Consider the following 22,352-nt stretch of genomic DNA (forward strand, 5'->3'; position numbering starts at 1 on the left):
TACTGCATAGCTGGACTTTACTTTGCTTACGCACTGAAAAGTCAAAAGGTAACCTGACCCGGCTCCATGGACCGGGTTTTTTATTGCCAAAATTTCGCTAACTGACCATCAACAGATCAAAAAAAAGCCAGACGATGTCTGGCTTCTTCGAAGACTAAAGGTGCGATAGGTTATTCGCCCTTTGTAGCAACCGCATCTTCTGCTTCAAGCTTCTCTGCAACAACAGCAAACTCTCTCGTTGGCTTCCCGACAATAGAGCGGGTAGCCTCTTTGATGTCAGTAATATTCACTTCAATCTGGTCGCCCAGTTGGAATTCTTTATTACCGTCAACGGAGATGGTTCCCATATCAGCATTGCATTCAACGCGTTTCTTGTTCTCACAAATCAATGAACCAGGAATAAAGGTCATTGCGCCATTTTCAAGAAGACGAACACGCATGCCGGCACGGTTGATATCGAAAATTTCAGCCAAGAAAGCTTTCTTTTCTTTTACGCTGTCTTTAAGCAAGCGCACATACAACCAGTCAGAAACGTCACGCTCGGCCATGCGATGATGCTTGCGGTGCAGCGCCAGCTCATCGCCTATCAGCTCGTCAGGCGTTTGTGCCGCGGTTTCGCCACGCACGATCGCTTTAAGTAGGCGATGGTTAACCATATCGCCATACTTACGGATTGGAGATGTCCACGTTGCGTAAACATCCAGACCCATTGCAAAATGCGGGGCGGGTGCCGTACCCACTTCGCTATATGCTTGATATTTACGAATACGATTGTCCAAGAAGGTGGTCTCTTGGGTGTTCAACCAGCGACGCAATGCACTGAAACCTTCAACGGTTGCTAGTGTGTCTGCGTTTACGTCACCACCATGTTGGTTGATCATCTCAACGGCATCCGCCATTTTCTCAGTAGAAAAACCAGCGTGAGTGTTAAACACACCAAAGCCAAAATGCTCACGCAAAGCACGACCTGCACAAATATTCGCGGTGATCATTGCTTCTTCAACCATGCGGTTGGCAATACGACGTGGGTCAACGTGTATGGCGATAACGTCATTGTCTTCGCTTAACTCAAAACGATAGTCTGGACGGTCAGGGAAGGTCACTGCGTTGGTTTCACGCCAATTCACACGCGCCTTTGCAAGGCGGTGGAGCGCATTTACTTGCTCTGCAATGACATCTGATGGTTGCCAGTTTTCGCTGTGACCGTTCTCAATCCAATCAGACACGTTGTCATACGCTAAACGAGCTTGCGATTTGATGGTGGCTGAAAAGAAAGTGGCGTCTTCGGCAATCGTGCCATCGGCTTGAACGGTTACACGGCAACAAAGTGCAGGGCGAATTTCTTCTTCACGCAAGGAGCAAAGGTCGTCGCTCAACTCGCGAGGCAACATTGGAATGTTACGACCAGGCAGATAGATAGTGAAACCGCGCTCGCGGGCTTGTTTATCAAGTTCTGTGCTTTCGGCAACATATGCTGTTGGGTCAGCAATAGCGATGGTCAGCGTATAGGTACCATCTTCGTTCGCTACCGTGTGCAACGCATCGTCCATATCTTTGGTTGAGGCGTTGTCAATAGTGATAAATGGCACTTGGGTCAGATCTTCGCGGATGAGCGATTCGTCGAGCATTTCCCAATTTGTCTGAGGTGCGGGTTCTTGGTTCGGCAGATCATGCTTTGCCAATGTTACCCACCAAGGTGCACCCTTGTCGTTTGCGTCAGTGATTTTTTCACTGATTTCACAAAAGAAGCCGTTTTCACCTTTTAAAGGGTGGCGGATAAGTTTCGCCACAACCCAGTCACCGTCAGATAACGCATCATGACTTAGCCCTTTACACGTCTTAGCACGTATAGCGTCTTTTAGCTGGGGACTGTCAGGGACGACATTTAGATTATTGCGGATCATTTTTACTCGACCGATGAATCGAGTAATGGATTGCTCCAATAATTCATCGGGTTCCGCTATTTCTTTCTCTTTTTCGGTGCGGATCAGCGCGACAACCTTGTCACCATGCATCACTTTCTTCATGTATACAGGTGGAATGAAGTAGCTGGTTTTATTATCAACTTCAAGAAAACCGAAGCCTTTTTCTGTGGCTTTGATCGTGCCTTCTTTTTTCGGAATGGTTTCTTTAATTTGCTGTTTTAGTTGTGCTAGTAGCGGATTGTCTTGAAACATTAGCCTGATCTCAGAGTGTGAACCGCAACACTATACGTATTCAAGACATTAAAACCAAGACGTGTGTCCTAACAACTTGCTCAATAACACAGGCTAAAACTTCGTGGCGCATCTCAAAGTTGATGTAACAGCAATGCGAAATTTGATTCGGATGACAGAATGGGTTCAGTCGATGTTGTGTGAGTGGGTGTGCACATGGAAAGTGCTGAATTAGAGCGTCAGATTGAAAAAACAGGGACGAATGACACCCTTGAATCCTGGTGTAAGTGTGTCTTTGAGCAACTAAGAAAACAAAACGGCATCAAGAACATCGCGTTGTTTGTTTGGGGAAATGACGTGCTTCGGCTTGCTGCCAGTCAAACGCAGCATGTGTTTAGTTTTTACGCCAATTTTAAGCCCGTTGAAGAATACAGCGGCTATTTCATTGACTGGCCACTTCTCGCCAAAAAATATCACGACGAATTTTCATTTGTATCTGAATTACCCTTTCATGGCGGATGGCAAAAAAATCATGTCATGTGGGAGCACGCTGTTATTCCCCTGACCAAAAGTGACTGTTTACTGGGTTTTGTTCTGGTTGAGATTGATATACCAAACGAAATCAGAACGCTGCGTCGAGAAGCGTTCAATTGGCTTCGCCAAGATGCTGCCTTTCAGTTGAAATGCAAGGTCCTCAAACACCAACTCACGCAGATGCAACTCTCTAAAAAGCAAAACGAGTTGAACCTAGCCTTAAACAATCGCACCTTATCTTCTCAGCTCACCTACTTAAAAAGCCTTCACGAAATATCGCTTCGATTCACCAAAGCAACGACGACACATTCTCTGTGTCGAATCGCGATTGAGCTGGGACGAGATCGACTCCAAATCGATCGAATGGGCATTTTTCTTTGTGATATGGAAACGTTGAAAATGTGGGGGACATGGGGAACTGATCCCCATGGCAATGTGGTTGACCGATCTGATTTTTGTCAGGAGATGCCCAACAGTCTGTTTATTGAAGAAGCGTTTACTCGGAAAAACGAATTGATTGTGAAAGAAAACGTGCCTCTTTATTTCGGATTAGAGGAAGTCGGGATTGGTTGGAACATCATGATGGCGATGTGGGACCGGGACGAGTGTATAGGTTGGCTCGCGGCTGATAATTTGATTTATCGTTCAGTATTGGACGAACCAAAGAAAGAAGCGATTAAATTACTTGCGGCGTCGGTGTGTCAGAAAATTATTAAATTGCGCGAAACAGAGTCAGCCAATGCGAGATTCTCTGAGCTTCAGATTGTGCACAAGGATCAAGCAAAAGAGTTGGCACAATTAAGACGGGAATTGTCAGGAACCAAACAACAGGGACTATGGGCAAATATCACAGATTTCCGTACTGGTTTACCGAATGAAAAACACTTGGCGCTGAGTTTATCCGGTTTTGTCTCACAGGTTCGAAAGCAAAAAGCATCCCTTGCTGTCATATCCATTGCGATAGATTTTTTCCGCGCGTATGAGAAAAAGTATGGCGTGGACTCGACTGATCGAATGTTGCGGTTAATTACAGCATCGATCGAAGACAATTTGGAGGAGCTGGAATCTTGCCATTTGGTGACAACGTCACCGGGTGAATTTGTTGTTTTAGTGCAATATGATGATGAAGTTGAGATACGCGAGTTGGCTGAAAAGATTGTCAATTCAGTTTGTCATCTCAATATTAGAAGCAAAACATCAACAATTTACCAACGCATTACGTTGAGTGCTGGTGTTCATCTGTGTGGTGTTTCGTTGTTTACCAAGCAAAGTACGTTGCTTAAAAAAGCGGAAAAACAACGCATGATGGCGAAGAAATTGGGGCGAAATCGTGTCTGTGTCGACTAAAAAGTGATGCGTGCTATGCGACCTGATGCCTAAATTAACGACAATTTGCTAGTGAATTAGGCTATTGCAGTCAAAAAGTCGACAGTCGAGGAAAAAATTGTGAACTTGTTCAATTTTTTCTGGCTTTTTTTGGTTTATTAGCGCAGAATTCTGACCCTTATTTGTCGAGGCCCGTAGCGTTAGTTACTGTTGCAGAGAGTAGGAAGTCATTGTCGTAAACAATAATGACCCTGCATCAGTAAAATATAACAGTACGAAACCGCTAGCAGGGGCCCCGTTACTTTAGTCTATATATTGGGATCCCAATGCAAGATACCGTTACTGAATTTCGTCAGCTAGATCTGTCTGAAAACCTTCTTTCCGCTTTAGATTCAATTGGCTTCGTATCACCAACGCCAATCCAAGCGGCTTCGATTCCTCTTCTATTGACTGGTGCTGATGCACTGGGCAAGGCGCAAACCGGTACAGGTAAAACTGCCGCGTTTTCACTGCCAGTTCTTAACAAAATCGATCTGAACCAGCACAAGCCACAAGCTATTGTTATGGCGCCTACTCGTGAGCTCGCTATTCAGGTTGCAGCTGAAGTTAAATTGCTGGGTAAAAACATTGCTGGCCTGAAAGTGCTAGAGATCTACGGTGGTGCTTCTATCGTTGATCAAATGCGTGCTCTACGTTCAGGTGCTCACATTGTTGTTGGTACTCCTGGCCGTGTTAAAGACCTTATCAACCGTGAACGTCTGCAACTAGACGAAGTGAAAACTTTCGTTCTAGATGAAGCTGATGAAATGTTGAAAATGGGCTTTGTTGACGACGTGACTTGGATCATGGAACAAGCGCCAGAAACTGCACAACGTGTGTTGTTCTCTGCAACCATGCCACCGATCGTAAAAGAAATCGTTGACCGTTTCCTTCGCGATCCAGCTCGTATTGACGTTGCTGGTAGCAACCGTACTGTTGAGAAAGTAGAACAGCAATACTGGGTAGTGAAAGGCGTAGAAAAAGACGAAGCAATGTCTCGTCTTCTTGAAACCGAAGAAACTGACGCATCTATCGTATTCGTACGCACTCGTCAGGATACCGAGCGTCTGGCTGATTGGTTGCAAGCACGTGGCTTTAAAGCTGCTGCATTGCACGGTGATATTCCTCAGTCTCTACGTGAGCGCACTGTTGATCACATCAAACGTGGTGTTATCGATATTCTTGTTGCGACTGATGTTGTTGCTCGTGGTCTTGATGTTCCACGTATCACTCACGTATTCAACTACGACATCCCATTTGATGTTGAGTCGTATATTCACCGTATTGGCCGTACTGGCCGTGCTGGTCGTGCAGGTAAAGCGATTCTGTTGGTTCGCACCAACCAAATCCGCATGCTGCGCACCATTGAGCGTGTCACTTCTACTCGCATGGAAGAAATTCAACTTCCAATGCGCGACAAGGTTGCAGAAGCACGTCTTGCTGCACTTGCTGCTGACCTGCTTGAGCAGAAAGAGCAAGAAAGCTTAGAAGCATTTGTCGGTCTAATCGAGAAGCTTCAAGAGCAAATCGAAGTAGATACTGCAACGCTAGCTGCAATGTTGCTTCAGCGTCAACAAGGTAAGCGTCCGTTGTTCTACACCGGTCCTGACCCAATGCTTTCTGCTATCGAGCGCGAAAACAAACGTCGTGAATCACGTCGTGATGAGCGCCCTCGTGACGGCAGCCGTCCAGAGCGTGGTGCTGATCGCGGTGAGCGTCGTAGCTACAATGCTGCAGATTGGGATACTTACCAACTGCAAGTTGGCCGTGACCAAGGCGTTCAGGTTAAAGATATCGTTGGCGCTATCGCAAACGAACTTGGCCTAGAGAAGCAATTCATTGGTTCTATCAAGTTGGCAACTGGCCATACTTACGTTCAATTGCCGAAGAAAATGCCTAATGAAATTATGGCGCAACTTAAGCAACTGCGTATTCGCCAGAAAGCAACTGACGCACAACTGGTAGAAGGTCATGTGAACATGGAGCCGCCACGTCGTCGTACTGGTGGTGACCGCAATGGTGGCGCTAACGCTGGTGGCGGTGCACGTCGTTTTGATGAGCGCGGACCTCGCGGTGGCAACGGTGGCAAACCTTCTGGTGAGCGTCGTTTCAATCGTGACCGTGGTGGTAACGGTCGTCCAGCTGCAGCTCGCACTGACCGTCGTCCAGCAGACGCATAATCTGTTGTAAATGACATTCAAAAGCCGACGAAAGTCGGCTTTTTTGTGCCTGTTATATTTTAGGATATCAGAGACTCAATAATAAATGAGTTCCAAATATTGGGACGTTGTCTCCATCAATGTGGGACTATATTATTGATACAGCAAGCCTAAACTGGGTATGACCAGTGTTTCCCTGTTTGAGGATTGTCTTATGCTGAACATGCAGTTTGATAGACGGGTGATTATCAATGCCAATGATCTCGCTTGGCAGCCTTCACCTATGAATGGCGTACTTCGTAAACCTTTGGCACGTGAAGAGGAAGAACGAGGGCACGCAACAAGTATCGTAAAGTATGCGCCTAAGAGTGTATTCAAACATCACGAACACCCACTTGGAGAAGAAATTCTTGTCCTAGACGGCGTGTTTTCTGATGAATTTGGCGATTATCCTGCTGGAACGTATATCCGCAACCCTGCCGGAACCTCTCACACGCCATTTAGTCATGTTGGCTGCACACTCCTCGTTAAGCTTCATCAGTTTTCTGCTAATGATCACCATCAGATACGAATAGACACCCGTGATGAAAAACATTGGATTGATGGACAAGGCCGTTTAAGAATGCTGCTGCTTCATGAATTTAATGGTGAACAAGTCGCAATGATCCGGTGGCCTGCTGGTCAGCATTTTTTCTCTATCTCTCATTTTTGTGGAGAAGAAATCTTGGTGCTTAGTGGTGAGTATCGAGATGAATATGGAAAGTACCCAGCTGGGACTTGGCTTCGCAATCCGCATATGTTCGAATACAACCCATTTGCCGAAGAAGATACCTTGTTGTGGGTGAAAGTTGGCCACCTTCCTTATCCTGGTGGGTAACGCAACCTGCTAAGCTTGAAAGCGCTTTCTTACCGTGTGGCTTAATACTGATACAGATGTCTTCTCACTATACCGCTAGTATATTGCTTGAGTGTTTAGCTCGATAGTTCGAGCGCTTTCTTGATTGTGCCTCAGTAACGCTAGGATATGATGGATTCGGATGTTTCAGACTCAAAATCAATCACAGATGCTGTACTTCGATATCGCACCTGTCCCGATGCTCATTCTCAATGAGCTAGGTGAAATAGTTCATAGCAATCGCGAGTGTCAAAACATATTGCGGTTCGAGCAAACGAGCAGTCATATTGATGATTGTCTTTCTGCGGGCGTTTGGTTGGACATTCAACGCCACTTCTCAACGCCACCTGTTTTTACGTCACCTGAGCCTTTCAGCAAGGTCATCAAGTTCACGTGTTCCAATGCCTCCTATTCTTTGAACGTAAGCGTTGCCGATACCTCTTCTGGTGTGACATACGTTGCCGCACTTACCTTGCATTCAAAAGAAGTTGCTCCAGGCGGCGTTGCCATGGACAGACTCCCGTTCGGTATGGCAGTAGTAGACTCTGATGGTCATTTTCTTGATATGAATCAAGCGTTTTATCAGCTGTTGGGCTACCGAGAAGAAGAACTCAAAACGAAAAAAGACTTTGAGCTTACCTATGTGTCAGATGCCAATAGCGAAAAACCACTGAGACATAATTTGATAGGGCGTGGTGGACAGCAGTATCACGTAGACAAGAGATATATACATAAACATGGCCACCAACTTTGGGTGAGAACTTTTGTCTCTGCGGTATCTGATGATGTGTCGGGTGATATGAGATTTATCATCTCCGTTTTTGATATTCATGAAGAAAAACAGCTTCAAGATGTTATCGCGACGTCTGAAAGACGGTTTCGTGTGATTGCAGAAAATGTCAGTTCCGTTGTTTGGATATCCGGCGCCGATCCGATGCGACTTTTCTACGTGAACAAATGCTATGACAACGTATGGGAAGAATCAGCCGAGTCGCTTTACGGTGATCCTCGCGCATTTCTTAAAAAGATCCACCCTGCAGAGAGAGAGCTAGCATCGGTCACCAGATTCTCATCGTCTACGGATTCATGGAATGTGAACTATCGATTGCTGTTTCCTGACGGGCGCATTAAACACATTCGTGATAGCGGTCATTGCGTCTTTGATGGCAATAGTGAGCTTATTTACCGCGTGGGTACACTGACAGACATTACGTCAGAAATTGTTCAACGGGACAACGTGGTGACAATGGCGCAACAATTACGTCAATTGGTTGAGTACGACTCTTTGACAGGGATTAAGTCTCGCCACGCCATCATGAATGATATTCGAGAAACCTATCAGCAATTTTCAATGACGGGTGACCCTTCAATGCTTGTGTATATTGACGCAGATGGGTTCAAAGGCATTAATGATTCATTTGGTCATGAGGTAGGCGATCAAGTGTTGGTAAAGATCGCAGAGCATCTGACCAGCAACATTCGTGATTCTGATGTGGCTGGACGGATAGGTGGTGATGAATTCGTTGTCCTTTTACGCCATACCGCCCAATCTGAAGTGCCTCAGATACTGGAAAGACTCTGTCGGGATATCAACTCGGAGGGACTACCAATTAACATTGCTGTGACCCTAAGTTTGGGTGAAAAAGAACTATGTTCAAACATTTTATCAGCAGAACAATGGCTTAGTGAAGCAGATCAAACGATGTACCATAATAAGCGAGAGAAGAAGAAAGCGCGTAGCCAGCATCTAAGCACGTTGTGACAAGTAAAGTACTAGCACTTTAAGCTGATACAGTTCAGTTGTTGTTAAAATGAGACATATCTCTGTATTGCTTCGGCGTATTCTCTTAGTTGAATAACAGGGGGATTGTTTATGCAGAGCGTTGTTGAAGTATTTGGTACAGCACTAGCCAGCTATTACAACGGCAATAAATCAGGGAAACTTATTGTGAGGGAAAATAATGGAACGTCTGTGATACCGACGTCCGATTTTTTCCGCCGCCCTGAGGACGTTGCCACAGATAGAATTGCACTCTCGTATTGTCGACGAAGTGTCTTAAACATCGGCGCAAACGGTGGAGAGCATTCGCTGTTTCTTGTCGCTAAGGGTATCAAAGTTATCTCCGTCGACAGCTCTCCAATAGCGTGTGCCATCATGCATCAGCGTGGGGTTCCGTCAGTGATATGTGGTCACTTGTTTGATCAACACCCCATGTTTGACCGCACTTTTACGTGGTTAGCATTACGCGGCGTGATTGGGCAACTGGGTAATATTAGGAACTTTTTCCACTTCCTTGATTTGGCTCATCGCAATCTTTACCCAGGAGGGCGTTTGATTCTCAGTTCTGAAAACCTGAAATATGAAGGTTATCGAACGCGCCACTTAACTTTTGAATTTGACGGTCGAGTCAGTGAAGAAGTGCCATGGTTTGATGTGGGAATGTCGACGCTGAGACGTGTTGCTGAAAGTAAGAACTTTAATTGTCGTGTTGTCTATTGTGATGACAGTAACAAGTATGTGGCATTGCTGACTAAGAAATAGAAATGTGACAGCGTCACGTTTTATCGCTTATCCAAAAATGCAAAAGTTACCGAAAGCGTGATAGGAGAATGGGGCTGATCACAGCCCCATTATTCTTGAATATTTCTCTACACAGTTTACAAAATGCGCACGCTCATCTTCGTTGTTCAACGCCTGTGCTTGCTGCGTAAACGTACTTCTTTCGGCCAATGCATTTTTTACCTGCCAAACGGCATAAGACGCTTGTTTGTCCAATTCTATTTTTTGTTTTTCATCCGCTGGAAGCAGGGCAAGGTTGTAGCTCATGGTAAATCTCATCATCTGATTAACGGCGTTACCATAGCGAAGAGTGAGAAGAGAGACAAGTGCTTACGCAGCCCTTACGGTTAACTGACACAGTAAATGGTATTTTCCCTAATATTGCCTTATCAAATGGGTAGGTAGCAGAGGGAAACAATGGAATTTACCTATCACGACAGACAAACACTTTATGATGCTTGGATGTCGTACAAAGCAAAATTACGCATTACGCAAATTGATATGGCGAAGCGATTGGGTGTCAGTCAACTCGAGTTATCTAAAGCTTTGCGTGGTGACGTTCCAATGGAACAGAGTTTCGTCTTTCGACTCTGCAAAGAGATCGGCTTGGACCCTCATCAGGCACTGCCCAGCTTGAGAAATAGCAATGCGAATACGCCAGTGGGGAGTGTTACCGTGAGAACATCGCTGACGGTAGATGGGAAAGTGACCAAGGTTGAATACTCAGACAACCAAGTGTTTATCGAATACCTCAAAGAAATGTAAGAAAAGCCATCCCGAGGATGGCTTTTTTGTGTTGTGGGTGAATGGTTCACTATCTTGTTGATTGTTATTTAAGCTGACTCGCTGAAAGATTTGACCAATGCGATAACAACATACCCTTCGGCAAATAGATCTGCTGCCTGTTGATTAACCCAACGCGGCTGATGCTTCAATAAACGCTGGGCGCTGGCTGAGTTTTTGTTGCCAAGTGACAAGAGAAGGCAGTGACTCGTCGATATGAATTCCCAGGTTCTTAATAAAACCGCACATGACATAAGCGGTGATATCCGCTACAGAGAACCTCTCTCCAGCAAGATAAGGCGTTTCCGCTAAGCGTTTTTCGAGCACAGGTAAGAACTCGATAACCCGCTGTTTGGATTCGACTCCCCAAGCTTCGACGCAGCGTTCTCTGTCGTCGTAGATACTCGTGATGTTGCGAAACGCTTGAAAGGCCGAGAATAGCCCTTGAAATTCAGCAATACGGTTCCACATTTCGACCTGACCAATAGAAAGCGGACAATCGCCAAACAGGGCGTGATCTGTTGGAAATTCAGCGTCTAAATAGCGGCAGATTGCAATGGATTCACAGAGTGTTGAGCCGTCATCGAGTTCGAGAACGGGGATCCTCCCATTTACACTGATTTCTTTGAACGCATCGGTGATGTTTTCTCCACCACGAATGTCCACATCCACTCTTGGAATCACAATACCTTTTTCAGCCATGAATAAGCTAACGCGTTGTGCACTAGGTGCAGGACCTTCTCATATAATTTCATAACCACTCCATGTAACTGGCTGACATTAAGTTTATGCCATAGGAAGCCAAACCGTGACGATAACGCCATCACCACTTGGGCTATTGGCGATGGCAAGCTCACCTTCGTGAAATTCTGCCACTAAGCGCGCGATGTAAAGCCCTAATCCTAAGTGCGGCTTGTCGGATTTTTGCTTTTCATCCCGAACAGAGACCATAGAAGCGAGCAATTGATTTCCCATATTTTCTGGTAATTTAGGGCCAAGGTTTGAAACCGTGATCCGTGCCTGCTGTTCATCTGGTATCAGCTGAACATCAATAGCCGAGCTAGGTGTATGAAATTCAACAGCATTGGCGATCAATTTATCGAGAAGTTGCGCCACATATTCCGGTACGCCGACCATGTCATAACATCCTTCGCTTATCTTTAGTGAAAATGCTTGCGTGGGGTAAGCATATTCATAACCTTGAACGCAGCCAGCGACCACTTTGTCGAGAGGGAACTGGGCCTTTTCTGAATGCTCAAAGCTTTGCTCAAGCCTTGTTGCTTCAGTCATGCTCGACAAAATGGTAGCAAGCCGAGCAACGCCTTCTTGAGCGCGATCTATGTAACGGCTTTGGTCTGAATCCGTGGTAACAAATGCAAGGTTTTCCAACGATGAACGAACTACGGCGACAGGCGTTCTCAATTCATGAGAGAGGCTTGAGGACATCTTTTCTAAGTAACTGTTGTAGTCGGAGAGGCGGGTCACCATTGTCGACATCGTCCGCGACAGATCGCCGATTTCGTCTTTGCTTTCAGCGGGTTCTAATTGATGGCGCACACGCCCCTGCGGATCAATGGCACTTTCAGCATCATCGCGCAGTTTTCTGACACGCTTTGATATGTGAGACCCGAAAAGCAATAAGACAACAACGCCGGTACAAATCACGGCGAGTAACACGTTGAATAATTGTTCAAGTGCCTTGTTTCTCAGTGTCGTGATGCCATTGGTTGTTTCCTCGACAACGACTGCACCAACAATATTGCCATTGACCTTGATGGGGTAAGCGGCGGACAAAATCATAGCCCCTTGTTCTTGTGTGATACGCCAATTGGCATAAGGTCGACCAATTAGGGCTTGCTGCACTTCTACACCACGGAAGACGGCAGCATGTTGCATTGCGTCGATAATATTTTCGGGTGGGCGCTCTAGCAACTGATAGTAGATGGGGTTAAGAATCTCAGTTTGAATCCAACCCATGATGCCGGATGGTGGGTCTTGATATTTGATGGTGGTTTCCCACACACCATTGGCGGATTGCAAATCGCCCGCTTTGGCAAGCACCCGCCCGTGTTTATCAACGACCCAAACACGGGATTTACCGTCATTAATGCTCTGCAATGCGCGCTCAAGGCTAGGCGAAGGCACTAAGAGAGTCCCTAGGGTTTCGGCGCTACGAGAATTTGAGGTGGCGAATATAGTTTCCACGTCACGATTAAATGGGTCGTTGACATTGTAGTAAGTGATACCAAGCTTTTCGCCCACCAACCAATCAGGTATGGCGAGTTCGATCACATAGCCTTGGTCGGTTTCTTGCCACCAGCCTCGAATGACCTCAGAGGGAAAGGTATGTTCGGCATCTGTTATCGTCGTTTCAATCAAGGAAACGTCTGCAGATCCGCTTTGACTGGCTGAAATAGCATAACGTTTCAGTTCGCCATTTGGGGTCGTTAACGTCAATACAAGATGGTCATTACGGTCGATGCGTTGAGAATTGTCGCGCTTTAATACTGGGGATGAGTCGACGACATCGATCAGCGCAAAGATCTCGTCACCATCGCTTGCCAGAATGAGATCGAAATGAAGATCGTCAGGCTCATAAGGCGAACGGCTGAAGATAACGTTACCATCGCCATAATGTGTTCGATGTACTTTATAACGGTCCCAGTCGAGGGTTGATCCATCAAGATCGATAGGCGTTTGCAGCGCGATAGCGTACAAATCTTTGCCTTTTTCCAATCGGGGTTTGGTTGTTAGCTGTCTTTCAAAAAGCGAAGGTTGCTGGTTGAGTGACATAGAGAAAGCACGCGCCGAACCCATCAGGGTTTGTTCTTGGCCTTGACGCAACACATTTTCCAATTCCCACACATAGTTGTAGCCAATGAAGGGTAATAAAAGAAGCAAACCTGAGAGTAAGACAACTTTGGTGCGAATTCCCGCCACCCAGCGCCAGACAGGTTCTAAATAGCGTTTCATTTGCTGCTATCCCAGCGATAACCCATGCCATAAACCGTGTCGATATAGTCAAATTCGGCATCGATAGCGATGAACTTCTTCCTGATACGTTTGATGTGGGATGTGATGGTACTGTCATCGACTACCACATGCGCTTCTTGCATCAAATCTTGACGGCTGCGCACATGACCTGGACGTTTGGTCATGGCATGAACCAGCCAAAATTCGGTGACGGTCAAGTCCACGGTATGGTCTTCCCATTTGACCTGCATGCGATTGAGGTCGAGCGTCAATTTGCCGCGTTCCAATAAAGATTCTGTGTCTGTGGCAGCCAGGCTTAACAGTTCACTGCGGCGGAATAGAGCAGCGATTCGTGCCATCAAGTGAGGCAGGCTGATGTCTTTGGTTAAGTAGTCGTCAGCACCCATGCGTAGGCCAACGACGGTATCAATGTCACTGTCTCGCGCCGTCAGAAAAATCACGGGTAAGGTGGCTGACATTGCTCGAACAGTTTGGCATAGCTGAAATCCGCCATCAATTTCGTCAGCAAGACCAATATCAATGATGACCAGATCGGGTAAACGTTGCTTGAAACCCTCTTCGGCATCTTGGCGATTGGCATAGGCGGAGATGGCATAACCTTGTTTTCTCAACACGTCAGCGTAGTTTTCACGGATAGCGGGTTCGTCTTCTACGATGGCAATACGTTTCATTTTTACTCAGATAATCAACCACAAGATGATTTGACTATACCCGAAAATAAAAGCGGTAAAAGGCCAGAAAAGCGATTCAGTGCAAAAGCTATATTTTTGCCACATTTGCTCGCCACATTGCCATTTTTGCTCCCAAGCAATGCCATTTTAACTTGTTTTAATGACCTCATCGAAACAACAAACGGGTTCATACCCAATCCCTATTAGGATGAGGAAAGCATAATGAAAAAATTGAATAAGACACTGGCAGCGATTTCTCTTGTTATCCCAATGACCGTTTCTACCGCTTATGCGGGAGAGCAACAGGTTAATACTGAGCGTGACACCACGGTCGAAATGATTGGGTTTGGTGGTGGTGCGGCGTTTGGCGCTGTGATTGGTGGGCCAGTAGGTGCGGTAGCCGGAGCACTATTAGGTGGCTTGATTGGTCAGATTGCTAGCTCTGATAAGCAAAATGCCGTGCAAGAGCAAATCATTGCTGAGATTCAAGATGAAAACGTACAGTTAACGACATACCGCGATATGTATGCGCAAAACGAACTAGAACTTGCCAACCTAAAAGCGACAATGCAACAGACAGATATCAACCTTGATCTGGCCATGGACATTCAATTTCGGACGAATTCTGCCGACATTGAGCCGCATTTCAAACAACAACTCAATGAAGTGGCAGCATTGATGCGCCATACCCCCGAGGTCAGCTGGGATTTGGAAGGGCATGCCGATGTCCGCGGAAATCAAGATTACAATTTGCAGCTTTCACAGCAACGATCGCAAGCTGTGTTTGATTACTTGATTGAACGAGGCGTTGCACCGGAGCAATTGGTACAAACTGCTTATGGCAATCAACTCGCTATTGAAACGGAAGGGGATCGTGACGGCTATTTCTTTGATCGTCGTGTGAGCTTGCGTTCAGTGTCGGGCGGTCAAGCAACGGCAAACAATTAAAGGGAGCGGTTATGATTATTCGTCCCGCTACGTTAGAAGACGCGGAGCGCATTAATGCGCTCTGCCATTCACTTGGCTATGCCGCTGAGCTTAGTCAAACAGAAGTGCAACTAGAACGCATCATGAAGCAAGAAAGAGATGCGTTATTTGTCGCAGAGGTATGCGATTTGGTGGTTGGTTTTATCACCCTACATACAGTAGATGTCGTCCATGATGATATGCCATGGGGAAGAATTTCCGCCATCGTGGTGGATGACAACTTCCGTGATATGAGCATCGGAAAACAACTGCTCGATCACGCGGAGCAATACCTCAAGCATCGGCGCTGCATGCGCATTGAAGTCACCAGCAATATCAGCAGAGAAGAAGCACATGGTTTTTATCTGCATCTTGGTTATCGTATAACACCGCTGCGCTTTATTAAGCTATTGGCTCATCGTGTTCTGGTGGCTGCATCTTGAGGTTGCTTGGGTATATTCGCCGCCATTGCTTGTTCGTGGTTTAGCAACCAAGCTTTGGCGTCGAGCCCTCCCGCATATCCTGTGAGTTTGCCGCTTTTACCAATGACGCGATGACAAGGAACAATGATAGCGATAGGGTTTTGGTCATTGGCTGCCCCCACGGCTCGAGAAGCTGATGGTTTACCAATGTCAGCCGCGAGATCCCCATAGCAACGCGTTTCACCTGCCGGAATGGTTTGCAACGCAGCCCAGACTTGCTGTTGAAACGCTGTGCCCAATAAGTCCAACGGTACAGAGAACTGAACGGATTCCCCCGAAAAATAGCAGTCTAATTGTGCAATCACGTCATTGAAGGGCGAGCGTGTCGTTATCTCTTGCTCGGAAGACGGAATGTCGTACTTATAAGTAGGTAAAGACAAAGATGTCAGTCCCTTTTCTGACGCGGTGAGCGTGATAGCTCCCAGTGGTGAATCGTAGAGGTGACGATACTGTTTCATGATATGTCCTTATTTTTTCCGATGGCACCTTGAGGCTGATTTAATGCTGTGCTGTGCTCTGCTGTTCGTGGATCTGACTTAGAGAAAGGTAACTGCGCCAAGGTGCTGCATGATTGGAGCTTGACGGTATGTTGTTAGCGTCATCGAGTAAGTCTGCAATATCGGGTAACCCAGCGCCGCGAAGACAGGCATAGTTATACTGCATGGTGCTCAGCGGATGGGTTCTGATATCCCTCACGTTTCGATCATCTGTGTCGGTATCGACAGAAGTGTGTGCCGTTTGCTGGGAGAGGCAAAAGGCTGCCCATGCTGACAACGGCTGTTTATTTGCATCAGGTAGTGGCAATAACTCAACATGCGACAACCATGTATTGGCGCTGGGAAAGTACGCGACATGGGTATTCGCATCATGGATCAATACGTGTTCAATCGATGAGATATGCTCTGCTGCACCAAGCACAGATTCGCCAAACATTGCGCGTACACCGGCCTCGAAGGTATCCCATGTACCTGGAATTCGCGTGCCATTCGATGCTGATTGATTGGTAGCATCAGCCATTGTTTGAGCAATCGCGTCGGGGTTAGCATCGAGATCCAAGAGTTTGCGAATTCGATTGAGTACTGAATACAAATGTTTCGGTTCGGATAATTGGAGAGCGACTCGAAATCTGTTTTTATCCGGTTCCCATGTGGCGGTAAATTGACCTCTCTGATTTCCGTTTATAAAGGTTCTTCCATAGCCACTTTCGCTTAGCCATTCGACGTTGGGGATCAGTCTCGCTGCTACAAACGAATGAAACTGCTTCCAATCATACGGCGGTCTGTAACTGAGCGTGACGGAAAGCGATTCGGAAGGCGACGTTTTCTTACCGCGCACTTGCGTGGGAGATAGCGCGAGCTGCATATGAAAACAATCATTAAAGCGTCGGACACTGTTAAAGCCGGCTGCGAATGCAATATCTGCGATGGGCAATGTCGTTTCATGAAGCAGCTTCTTCGCGAATAATATTTGCTGATAAAGCGCATATTGTTTAGGTGAGCAACCTAAAGACTCGCTGAACAGTTTTCGAACATAGCGATCGGTCACCCCCAATCTTTCAGCCAAATCCGGAATGCTATTTTCTTGTAAGAAGCCATCTTGGATAAGCCCAAGCGCCCGTTTCAGCGTGGTTTCTTTGCCTAACCATGCGGGCGAACCCGGTGCACTATCCGGTCGGCATCGTAAGCAAGGGCGAAATCCCTGAGAGGCAGCTTCATGGGCGGTTGAGAAGTAACGAACATTCTCTTCTTTTGGGGGCGGCGCAGGGCAAATAGATCGGCAGTAAATGCCTGTGGTAAGCACTGCCGTGTAAAACAGGCCATCAAAACGCGCATCTCGCGAAAGGCGTGCTTGTTGAAAGTATGTGATGTTGGTGTTCATGGCGTTCTACAAAGTTAATCTATCTGACGTCACTTTAGCATTTGTCAGTAATAGGGGTCGCCAGAATCGGAACTGAATAGTGAAAGGTGTATGGATGAGGAAAGAGAAAAAGCAGAAAGGAGTGAAGAGATTAAGTGGAAAGGGAAAAGAAACAGGCCACCTAAGCAGCCTGATATCGTCGTTACTTGTTCAAGTAAGCACACGCCGTTGTAAACGCGTGCTCTTGGAACTGTTTCAGCCCCACTTCTTTTAAAGAAACCATCACTGGGTTGCTTTTTATTGATTCTTTCATGGCTGAAGACGTGAAAATCTCACAGTCCATGTCTTGAATAAGCTGAAGCGCTGCTTCTAACTTGAAGCCAATCGCGCTACCCGCAAACTTGCCTCTCATCGGGCGTTCGCGGATAACAATCTTGTCTACTTTGTAGTCAGTCATCAGCTGCGCGAATTGCTTTTGGAAGTGACGGATTTGTTCAGCGCTTGCCCCATCGGTGATGGTAAATTTACGTGCACGACAATCAGGTACGTCGAACAATCCCTCTTTTAGTTCTAACAGACAGATGTTCGCCTCATTGCTTTTAAAATCGACAGCACAAATTCGCATTTTTCTTATTCCACGAGTTAATGAACCAAGCATTATAGGCAATAGTGAGGCACGGGTCATGAAGAAAGATAGGAACTCTCGCTGATTGCTGTCGTTTAGGGTAAAAAAAGTACGATTTGGGCGGCGGAAGGATGTGTTATCACGTGAATCAGCGGAAATCGCTGAAGCTGGTTTTGAGTTTTGCTTCTGTCAGGCCACGCACAATCTTCAGATCGGGACGTTTTTTCAGGTCAATGTATTCGACTTCACGAAAAGCATCGGTGCGCGCAGAGTAGAAAAGCTTCACGGTTGGTGTCATGAGATCCTCAGGATTTTCCTTGCAGACCAAACCGACGCGACCATTACTTAGTTCGACGACAGATCCGACAGGGTAGAAACCAATGCAGCGGATAAACTTTTTGAGCAAATCTGCATCAAGGTGAAACGGCGTGAGACCGATCATTATTTTAAAAGCTTCGGAGGGCGACAGTGCGGGTTTATAACACCGTTCAGCGGTGAGTGCGTCGTAAATGTCGACAATGCATGACATACGGCCAATGAGTGGCAGCGCATCGCCTTTAAGGCCATTTGGGTAACCGTTACCGTCGATTTTCTCATGGTGCATGATGCTAACATCTTTGCTGATTGATGGTAGATCGGCCATGTTCTCAAGCACTGGCTGAGACAGTGTCTGATGCTCTTTCATATGCACAAACTCGTCATCAGTCAGTTTTCCCGGTTTATTGAGAACTTCGTCTCGCACCAATATTTTGCCAATATCGTGAACGAGTCCTCCAACCGCGAGGTCTTCAAGTGTCGAGCGGTCCAACTCTAAAAAGCGTCCGAAGTTAACCAAATGGAAAGCAACATTCATCGAATGTTCAAGCAGGTAGGCACTTTTCTCTCGAATACCACTGATCCAAAGGACGGCTTCGCGACGTTCGAAAATATTTTCTACGATGTTGGCACTGATTTCTTTTACGGGTTCGATATCGACTGGCTTGTTTTCATAGATATCACTAAGGAGTTTACTCAGTTGCTTCTTGGATCTATCGACAAGATCTTTTGCTGCGGAGTATTCGTCGTTACCTTTAATCGAGGAATGCTTGCCAACATTCGTTTCTTTGTAGCGTATATCTTCATCAGATGTAATTTGATCCGCATCGATATAGACAAACATCACACCTTTGGTGCGTAAATTGTCGATGGTCTCTTGTCTTCTGATAAAGCCGGGCTTTTTCATTTTGGTACGTGCTGTCTGAGATTCGATCTGCTCGACATACATTCCAATCTCAACGTTATCAATGTCAACTTTTTGAAGCATTGATGTAGGCTCCGTATCAATGTGTTACTAGCAATTAAATGATGATTAGATGGAAGTTCAGTGTTTACCACTCTAAAGCGAACAATGTATTTACTGATGACTATAACTATATACAAAATACGAGATTTTGGCGTAATTAAGAGATAAAACAGTCAGCAATGGTGCGCAATAGCGGTATGACATTCTGAATAATGGTGTTTTATTAGTCTAATACACAATCGGTAGGCTAATGATAATAAGCAACTTTCAATCTAAACTCTGCAGTATTAGTCCTTCTAACACGATAATGACGCAAACACGAAATTTAAGGTTGTATGTATTCTAAGTGAACTTTTTATAAAGCAAAGTACGGTAAAATTGATGCTGCAAAATAATGCGAACCTCTTCACGTTTTGTGTTTGCTTCAAGCTGAAGGTCTCGCTAGAGTGCGCGTTTGATTTGGCGCAGTTGTCGCCTGTTGTTGAATTTATGGGCTAATGAATGCGAACGCTCCAAACCACGACTCATCCTGATGTACTTCCGTTAGAAGATAAATCTGTGTTCCACCGACTTGCCTCAAGAGCGATTGTTGTGCGTGGCGACAACATTTTGCTGCTCTTTACTGAGCGATACCATGACTACTCTTTACCTGGCGGTGGGGTGGACCCTGATGAGAATGACGTTGATGGTCTGATCCGCGAATTAAAAGAAGAAACGGGGGCACAGAACATCCGCAACATCCGTGCATTTGGTGCTTATGAAGAATTCAGGCCATGGCACAAGGGAGATTATGACGTCGTGCATATGGTGTCTAAGTGCTTTTGGTGTGATATCGACGAAGAACTCGGAGAGGTGTCACTCGAAGATTATGAAGTTAAGAATGGCATGCGCCCTGTTTGGGTTAACATTCGTGAAGCGATTGCACATAACAAAGAGACGATGGCTAAAAGTGATAAGCAGGGACTTTCTGTTGTTCGAGAAACCTTTTTACTAGAACTGATTGCCAATGCAATTGAGTAATGAAAGCGCATAAAGGCTGGTAGCCCAGCCTTTTGCTTCGTACTAATAGCGATAGAAAAGCGTAAAGCTACCATAGCCGTGTTGGTCAAGGCTTGAGGTTTTGAATTGCTTGCTATAAGCCGTCACAGAAGCCACCGCTCCCCATTGTTGCGAATACCAAGACAAACCGCCTGAGATGGCAGCCTGATTCCGCTCAATGGTCAAATCATCATTTTCTGGTGGCTTGTCACCTTCTATGGTGATGTCGCTAAAGCGATAGCGAGCCTCAACCGTCGTAAAGAAAAAGAATCCATAGTTACTGTGACTGAGCATGCCGATGTCGACAGCGTTCTGTGCAATAACAGACGTTGAGCCAAATGTATTCCCAAGATCCAGTCCAATGCGATAGGTGCCGCCTAGCGCAACTTCATTTTGAAAGTTACCACCCTGAGCACGCCCAAACACACTAAATTCTCCAATATGGCTGCGAGAAATCAACTGGTGCGCTTCGAAGCCTACCTGATAGACAAACTCATTTTCAATTTGGTAGTCCCAGCCTTTTGGGTCGGTCGAACCGACGATTTGGTGCACGAATGATTGTGCGGAGTCCGCTGCAGAGCGAGGCCCGACGGTACCGAGCATCAAACTGCCTTTATAAGCGTTGACGTCGGTTTGGTGATAAGCACGACCTTGCGCGTATAGCAAACCTGCGTAGGGGCGTTCATTCGGTTGCGGCGTTTCGAATTCAATGTTTGTTGGCGTCCACATCTGGGATGCAATTTCAACACTGTACCCTATGGTTGCAGGATCTGAAGACCAACGAAGTCCAAGGCCACTGGTGTAGTCTCTGTCGGTACCGAGCGCGCCATCATTATCAAAAGTTAAAGAAACTGAGGCCGCTTGAAGAGAAAAGCTAAGCAATGGCGAAACAAGAATCGCAGCACCAATAATTCTGCGTGATAACATAAAATCCTTATTATCGAATTAGCGACGGTATTAACGTCGATACTGCGACGTATGATAGTTAGAACTCATATGCTATATCATTCAACGTGTTCTGACGATGGCGGTTTCAAAGGAGAGTGATTTGCTACAGATAAATGATGTACTCATTAGTGCTGAATGGTTGCGAAGTAACCTAGGTGCGCCGAATCTAAGAGTGATAGATGCCAGTACTTTTATGCCGGGCAGCCCAAGGAATGGAAAACAGGAATGGGCGACCAAGCGTATTCCCGGCGCGGTGTACTTCGATTTCGATAAAGAAATCGTAGATAAATCATCACCCGTACCCCACACCTTGCCGTCTCCAGAGTACTTTCAGGAATGCGTTAGCAAGCTCGGCATTGACAATACTGATACGCTGGTGGTTTATGACAGTGTCGGCATCTTCTCTGCGCCACGTGTCTGGTGGATGTTTAGAATCATGGGGCACCAGTCAGTTGCCGTGCTTGATGGTGGCCTTCCTGCTTGGGAATCCATTGGCGGGCCATTAGATACACAAACACCGACTGAGCCAGAATTCAGCACTTACAAAGCCAGCTTTCAGCCCGAGCGAGTCATTGATAAATCAGCGTTGCTAGCGGGTATTGAATCGTCATTGCTCAATGTCATTGATGTTCGACCAAGCGACCGATTTAACGGGAGCGAGCCTGAGCCTAGGCCTGGTGTGCGCAGCGGTCATATGCCTAACGCAAAGAATTTGCCATTTGGTCAATTACTTGAAAACGGAAAATTTAAAGACAAAGCGCAGCTTCAAGAGAGTTTGAAGTCGGTGCTCTCGACCGACCTACCCAACGTATCATCATGTGGTTCGGGCGTGACGGCTTGTATTCTCACGTTGGCGAGCGAGTTCGCGTTGAATGTGCCTGTGATGGTTTATGACGGCTCTTGGACCGAGTGGGGCAGCGATATCTCGCTTCCGGTTGTTTCTGATAGCGACTAAGTTTGTTATTAGCGGTTTTAAAAATCTTTTTAAGCCTCCCATTGGGAGGTTTTTTTGTTTGGCTGAACAATTGAAATGGCGA

General features: G+C 46.2%; 19 protein-coding genes and 1 pseudogene. 10 read left to right on the top strand and 10 right to left on the bottom strand.

What is annotated here, in order from left to right:
• Positions 1 to 170 precede the first annotated feature (170 nt).
• The gene (locus AC3CIC_RS17565; RefSeq protein ID WP_488516528.1) at positions 171 to 2,177 is read right to left on the bottom strand and encodes an exoribonuclease II; all 2,007 of its coding nucleotides are present in this window, start codon (positions 2,175 to 2,177) and stop codon (positions 171 to 173) included.
• A 195-nt stretch (positions 2,178 to 2,372) separates the two neighbouring features.
• Between AC3CIC_RS17565 and AC3CIC_RS17570 the strand changes: the two genes are divergently transcribed.
• The 5 genes from AC3CIC_RS17570 to AC3CIC_RS17590 all read left to right on the top strand — a co-directional run bounded on the left by AC3CIC_RS17570 (position 2,373) and on the right by AC3CIC_RS17590 (position 9,651).
• The gene (locus tag AC3CIC_RS17570) at positions 2,373 to 4,037 is read left to right on the top strand and encodes a GGDEF domain-containing protein (protein WP_488516529.1); all 1,665 of its coding nucleotides are present in this window, start codon (positions 2,373 to 2,375) and stop codon (positions 4,035 to 4,037) included.
• A gap of 305 nt (positions 4,038 to 4,342) precedes the next feature.
• Positions 4,343 to 6,235 (top strand): DEAD/DEAH box helicase, encoded by a 1,893-nt coding sequence (locus AC3CIC_RS17575; protein WP_016958652.1) that lies wholly within the window; start codon positions 4,343 to 4,345, stop codon positions 6,233 to 6,235.
• A 193-nt stretch (positions 6,236 to 6,428) separates the two neighbouring features.
• Positions 6,429 to 7,091 (top strand): cupin domain-containing protein, encoded by a 663-nt coding sequence (locus tag AC3CIC_RS17580; protein WP_488516530.1) that lies wholly within the window; start codon positions 6,429 to 6,431, stop codon positions 7,089 to 7,091.
• A gap of 160 nt (positions 7,092 to 7,251) precedes the next feature.
• Positions 7,252 to 8,871 (top strand): sensor domain-containing diguanylate cyclase, encoded by a 1,620-nt coding sequence (locus AC3CIC_RS17585; RefSeq protein WP_488516531.1) that lies wholly within the window; start codon positions 7,252 to 7,254, stop codon positions 8,869 to 8,871.
• Positions 8,872 to 8,982: 111 nt separating this feature from the next.
• Positions 8,983 to 9,651, top strand: a complete 669-nt coding sequence (locus AC3CIC_RS17590) for a class I SAM-dependent methyltransferase (protein WP_016958655.1) — start codon at positions 8,983 to 8,985, stop codon at positions 9,649 to 9,651.
• A 78-nt stretch (positions 9,652 to 9,729) separates the two neighbouring features.
• On the opposite strand, the gene AC3CIC_RS17595 is transcribed toward AC3CIC_RS17590, so the two are convergent.
• Positions 9,730 to 9,936, bottom strand: a complete 207-nt coding sequence (locus AC3CIC_RS17595) for a DUF3283 family protein (RefSeq protein WP_488516532.1) — start codon at positions 9,934 to 9,936, stop codon at positions 9,730 to 9,732.
• Positions 9,937 to 10,086: 150 nt separating this feature from the next.
• Between AC3CIC_RS17595 and AC3CIC_RS17600 the strand changes: the two genes are divergently transcribed.
• Entirely contained in the window at positions 10,087 to 10,434 is a 348-nt protein-coding gene (locus tag AC3CIC_RS17600) for a helix-turn-helix domain-containing protein (RefSeq protein ID WP_016958657.1), read from the top strand.
• Positions 10,435 to 10,578: 144 nt separating this feature from the next.
• Here the strand turns inward: AC3CIC_RS17600 and AC3CIC_RS17605 are convergent.
• The 3 genes and pseudogenes from AC3CIC_RS17605 to pdsR form a co-directional block, all read right to left on the bottom strand.
• Positions 10,579 to 11,207, bottom strand: a pseudogene (locus AC3CIC_RS17605) (glutathione S-transferase).
• Between the two features lie 31 nt (positions 11,208 to 11,238).
• Complete coding sequence (pdsS, locus tag AC3CIC_RS17610) at positions 11,239 to 13,425, bottom strand: proteobacterial dedicated sortase system histidine kinase (protein ID WP_488516533.1); 2,187 nt, start codon at positions 13,423 to 13,425, stop codon at positions 11,239 to 11,241.
• Complete coding sequence (pdsR, locus tag AC3CIC_RS17615) at positions 13,422 to 14,117, bottom strand: proteobacterial dedicated sortase system response regulator (protein ID WP_488516534.1); 696 nt, start codon at positions 14,115 to 14,117, stop codon at positions 13,422 to 13,424. Before pdsR ends, pdsS begins: the two co-directional genes overlap by 4 nt.
• Positions 14,118 to 14,339: 222 nt before the next feature.
• Between pdsR and pdsO the strand changes: the two genes are divergently transcribed.
• Both pdsO and AC3CIC_RS17625 read left to right on the top strand, forming a co-directional pair.
• Positions 14,340 to 15,065, top strand: coding sequence for a sortase-associated OmpA-like protein PdsO (gene pdsO, locus AC3CIC_RS17620; RefSeq protein WP_488516535.1), 726 nt, complete (start codon positions 14,340 to 14,342; stop codon positions 15,063 to 15,065).
• A gap of 11 nt (positions 15,066 to 15,076) precedes the next feature.
• Positions 15,077 to 15,526 carry a GNAT family N-acetyltransferase gene (locus tag AC3CIC_RS17625; protein ID WP_016958663.1) on the top strand — a complete coding sequence of 150 codons (450 nt, stop codon included), beginning with the start codon at positions 15,077 to 15,079 and terminating at the stop codon, positions 15,524 to 15,526.
• Here AC3CIC_RS17625 and AC3CIC_RS17630 read toward each other — a convergent pair.
• The 4 genes from AC3CIC_RS17630 to AC3CIC_RS17645 all read right to left on the bottom strand — a co-directional run bounded on the left by AC3CIC_RS17630 (position 15,499) and on the right by AC3CIC_RS17645 (position 19,350).
• Positions 15,499 to 16,023 (bottom strand): methylated-DNA--[protein]-cysteine S-methyltransferase, encoded by a 525-nt coding sequence (locus tag AC3CIC_RS17630; RefSeq protein WP_488516536.1) that lies wholly within the window; start codon positions 16,021 to 16,023, stop codon positions 15,499 to 15,501. The genes AC3CIC_RS17625 and AC3CIC_RS17630 overlap by 28 nt on opposite strands.
• Positions 16,024 to 16,063: 40 nt before the next feature.
• Positions 16,064 to 17,443 carry a bifunctional transcriptional activator/DNA repair enzyme AdaA gene (locus AC3CIC_RS17635; protein WP_488516537.1) on the bottom strand — a complete coding sequence of 460 codons (1,380 nt, stop codon included), beginning with the start codon at positions 17,441 to 17,443 and terminating at the stop codon, positions 16,064 to 16,066.
• A gap of 181 nt (positions 17,444 to 17,624) precedes the next feature.
• Positions 17,625 to 18,047, bottom strand: a complete 423-nt coding sequence (locus AC3CIC_RS17640; protein ID WP_016958666.1) for a DUF3010 family protein — start codon at positions 18,045 to 18,047, stop codon at positions 17,625 to 17,627.
• 148 nt (positions 18,048 to 18,195) lie between these two features.
• Positions 18,196 to 19,350 carry a cyclic di-GMP phosphodiesterase gene (locus AC3CIC_RS17645; protein WP_488516538.1) on the bottom strand — a complete coding sequence of 385 codons (1,155 nt, stop codon included), beginning with the start codon at positions 19,348 to 19,350 and terminating at the stop codon, positions 18,196 to 18,198.
• 480 nt (positions 19,351 to 19,830) lie between these two features.
• On the opposite strand from AC3CIC_RS17645, the gene AC3CIC_RS17650 reads away from it, so the two are divergent.
• Complete coding sequence (locus AC3CIC_RS17650; RefSeq protein ID WP_016958669.1) at positions 19,831 to 20,349, top strand: NUDIX hydrolase; 519 nt, start codon at positions 19,831 to 19,833, stop codon at positions 20,347 to 20,349.
• A 42-nt stretch (positions 20,350 to 20,391) separates the two neighbouring features.
• Here the strand turns inward: AC3CIC_RS17650 and AC3CIC_RS17655 are convergent, their stop codons facing one another.
• A complete protein-coding gene (locus AC3CIC_RS17655; RefSeq protein WP_488516539.1) occupies positions 20,392 to 21,294 on the bottom strand; it encodes a lipid A deacylase LpxR family protein in 903 nt (300 codons plus the stop codon).
• Between the two features lie 97 nt (positions 21,295 to 21,391).
• On the opposite strand from AC3CIC_RS17655, the gene AC3CIC_RS17660 reads away from it, so the two are divergent.
• Positions 21,392 to 22,270 carry a sulfurtransferase gene (locus tag AC3CIC_RS17660; RefSeq protein ID WP_488516540.1) on the top strand — a complete coding sequence of 293 codons (879 nt, stop codon included), beginning with the start codon at positions 21,392 to 21,394 and terminating at the stop codon, positions 22,268 to 22,270.
• Positions 22,271 to 22,352: the final 82 nt, after the last annotated feature.

The organism is Enterovibrio sp. QJM3NY_24 (assembly GCF_057786035.1).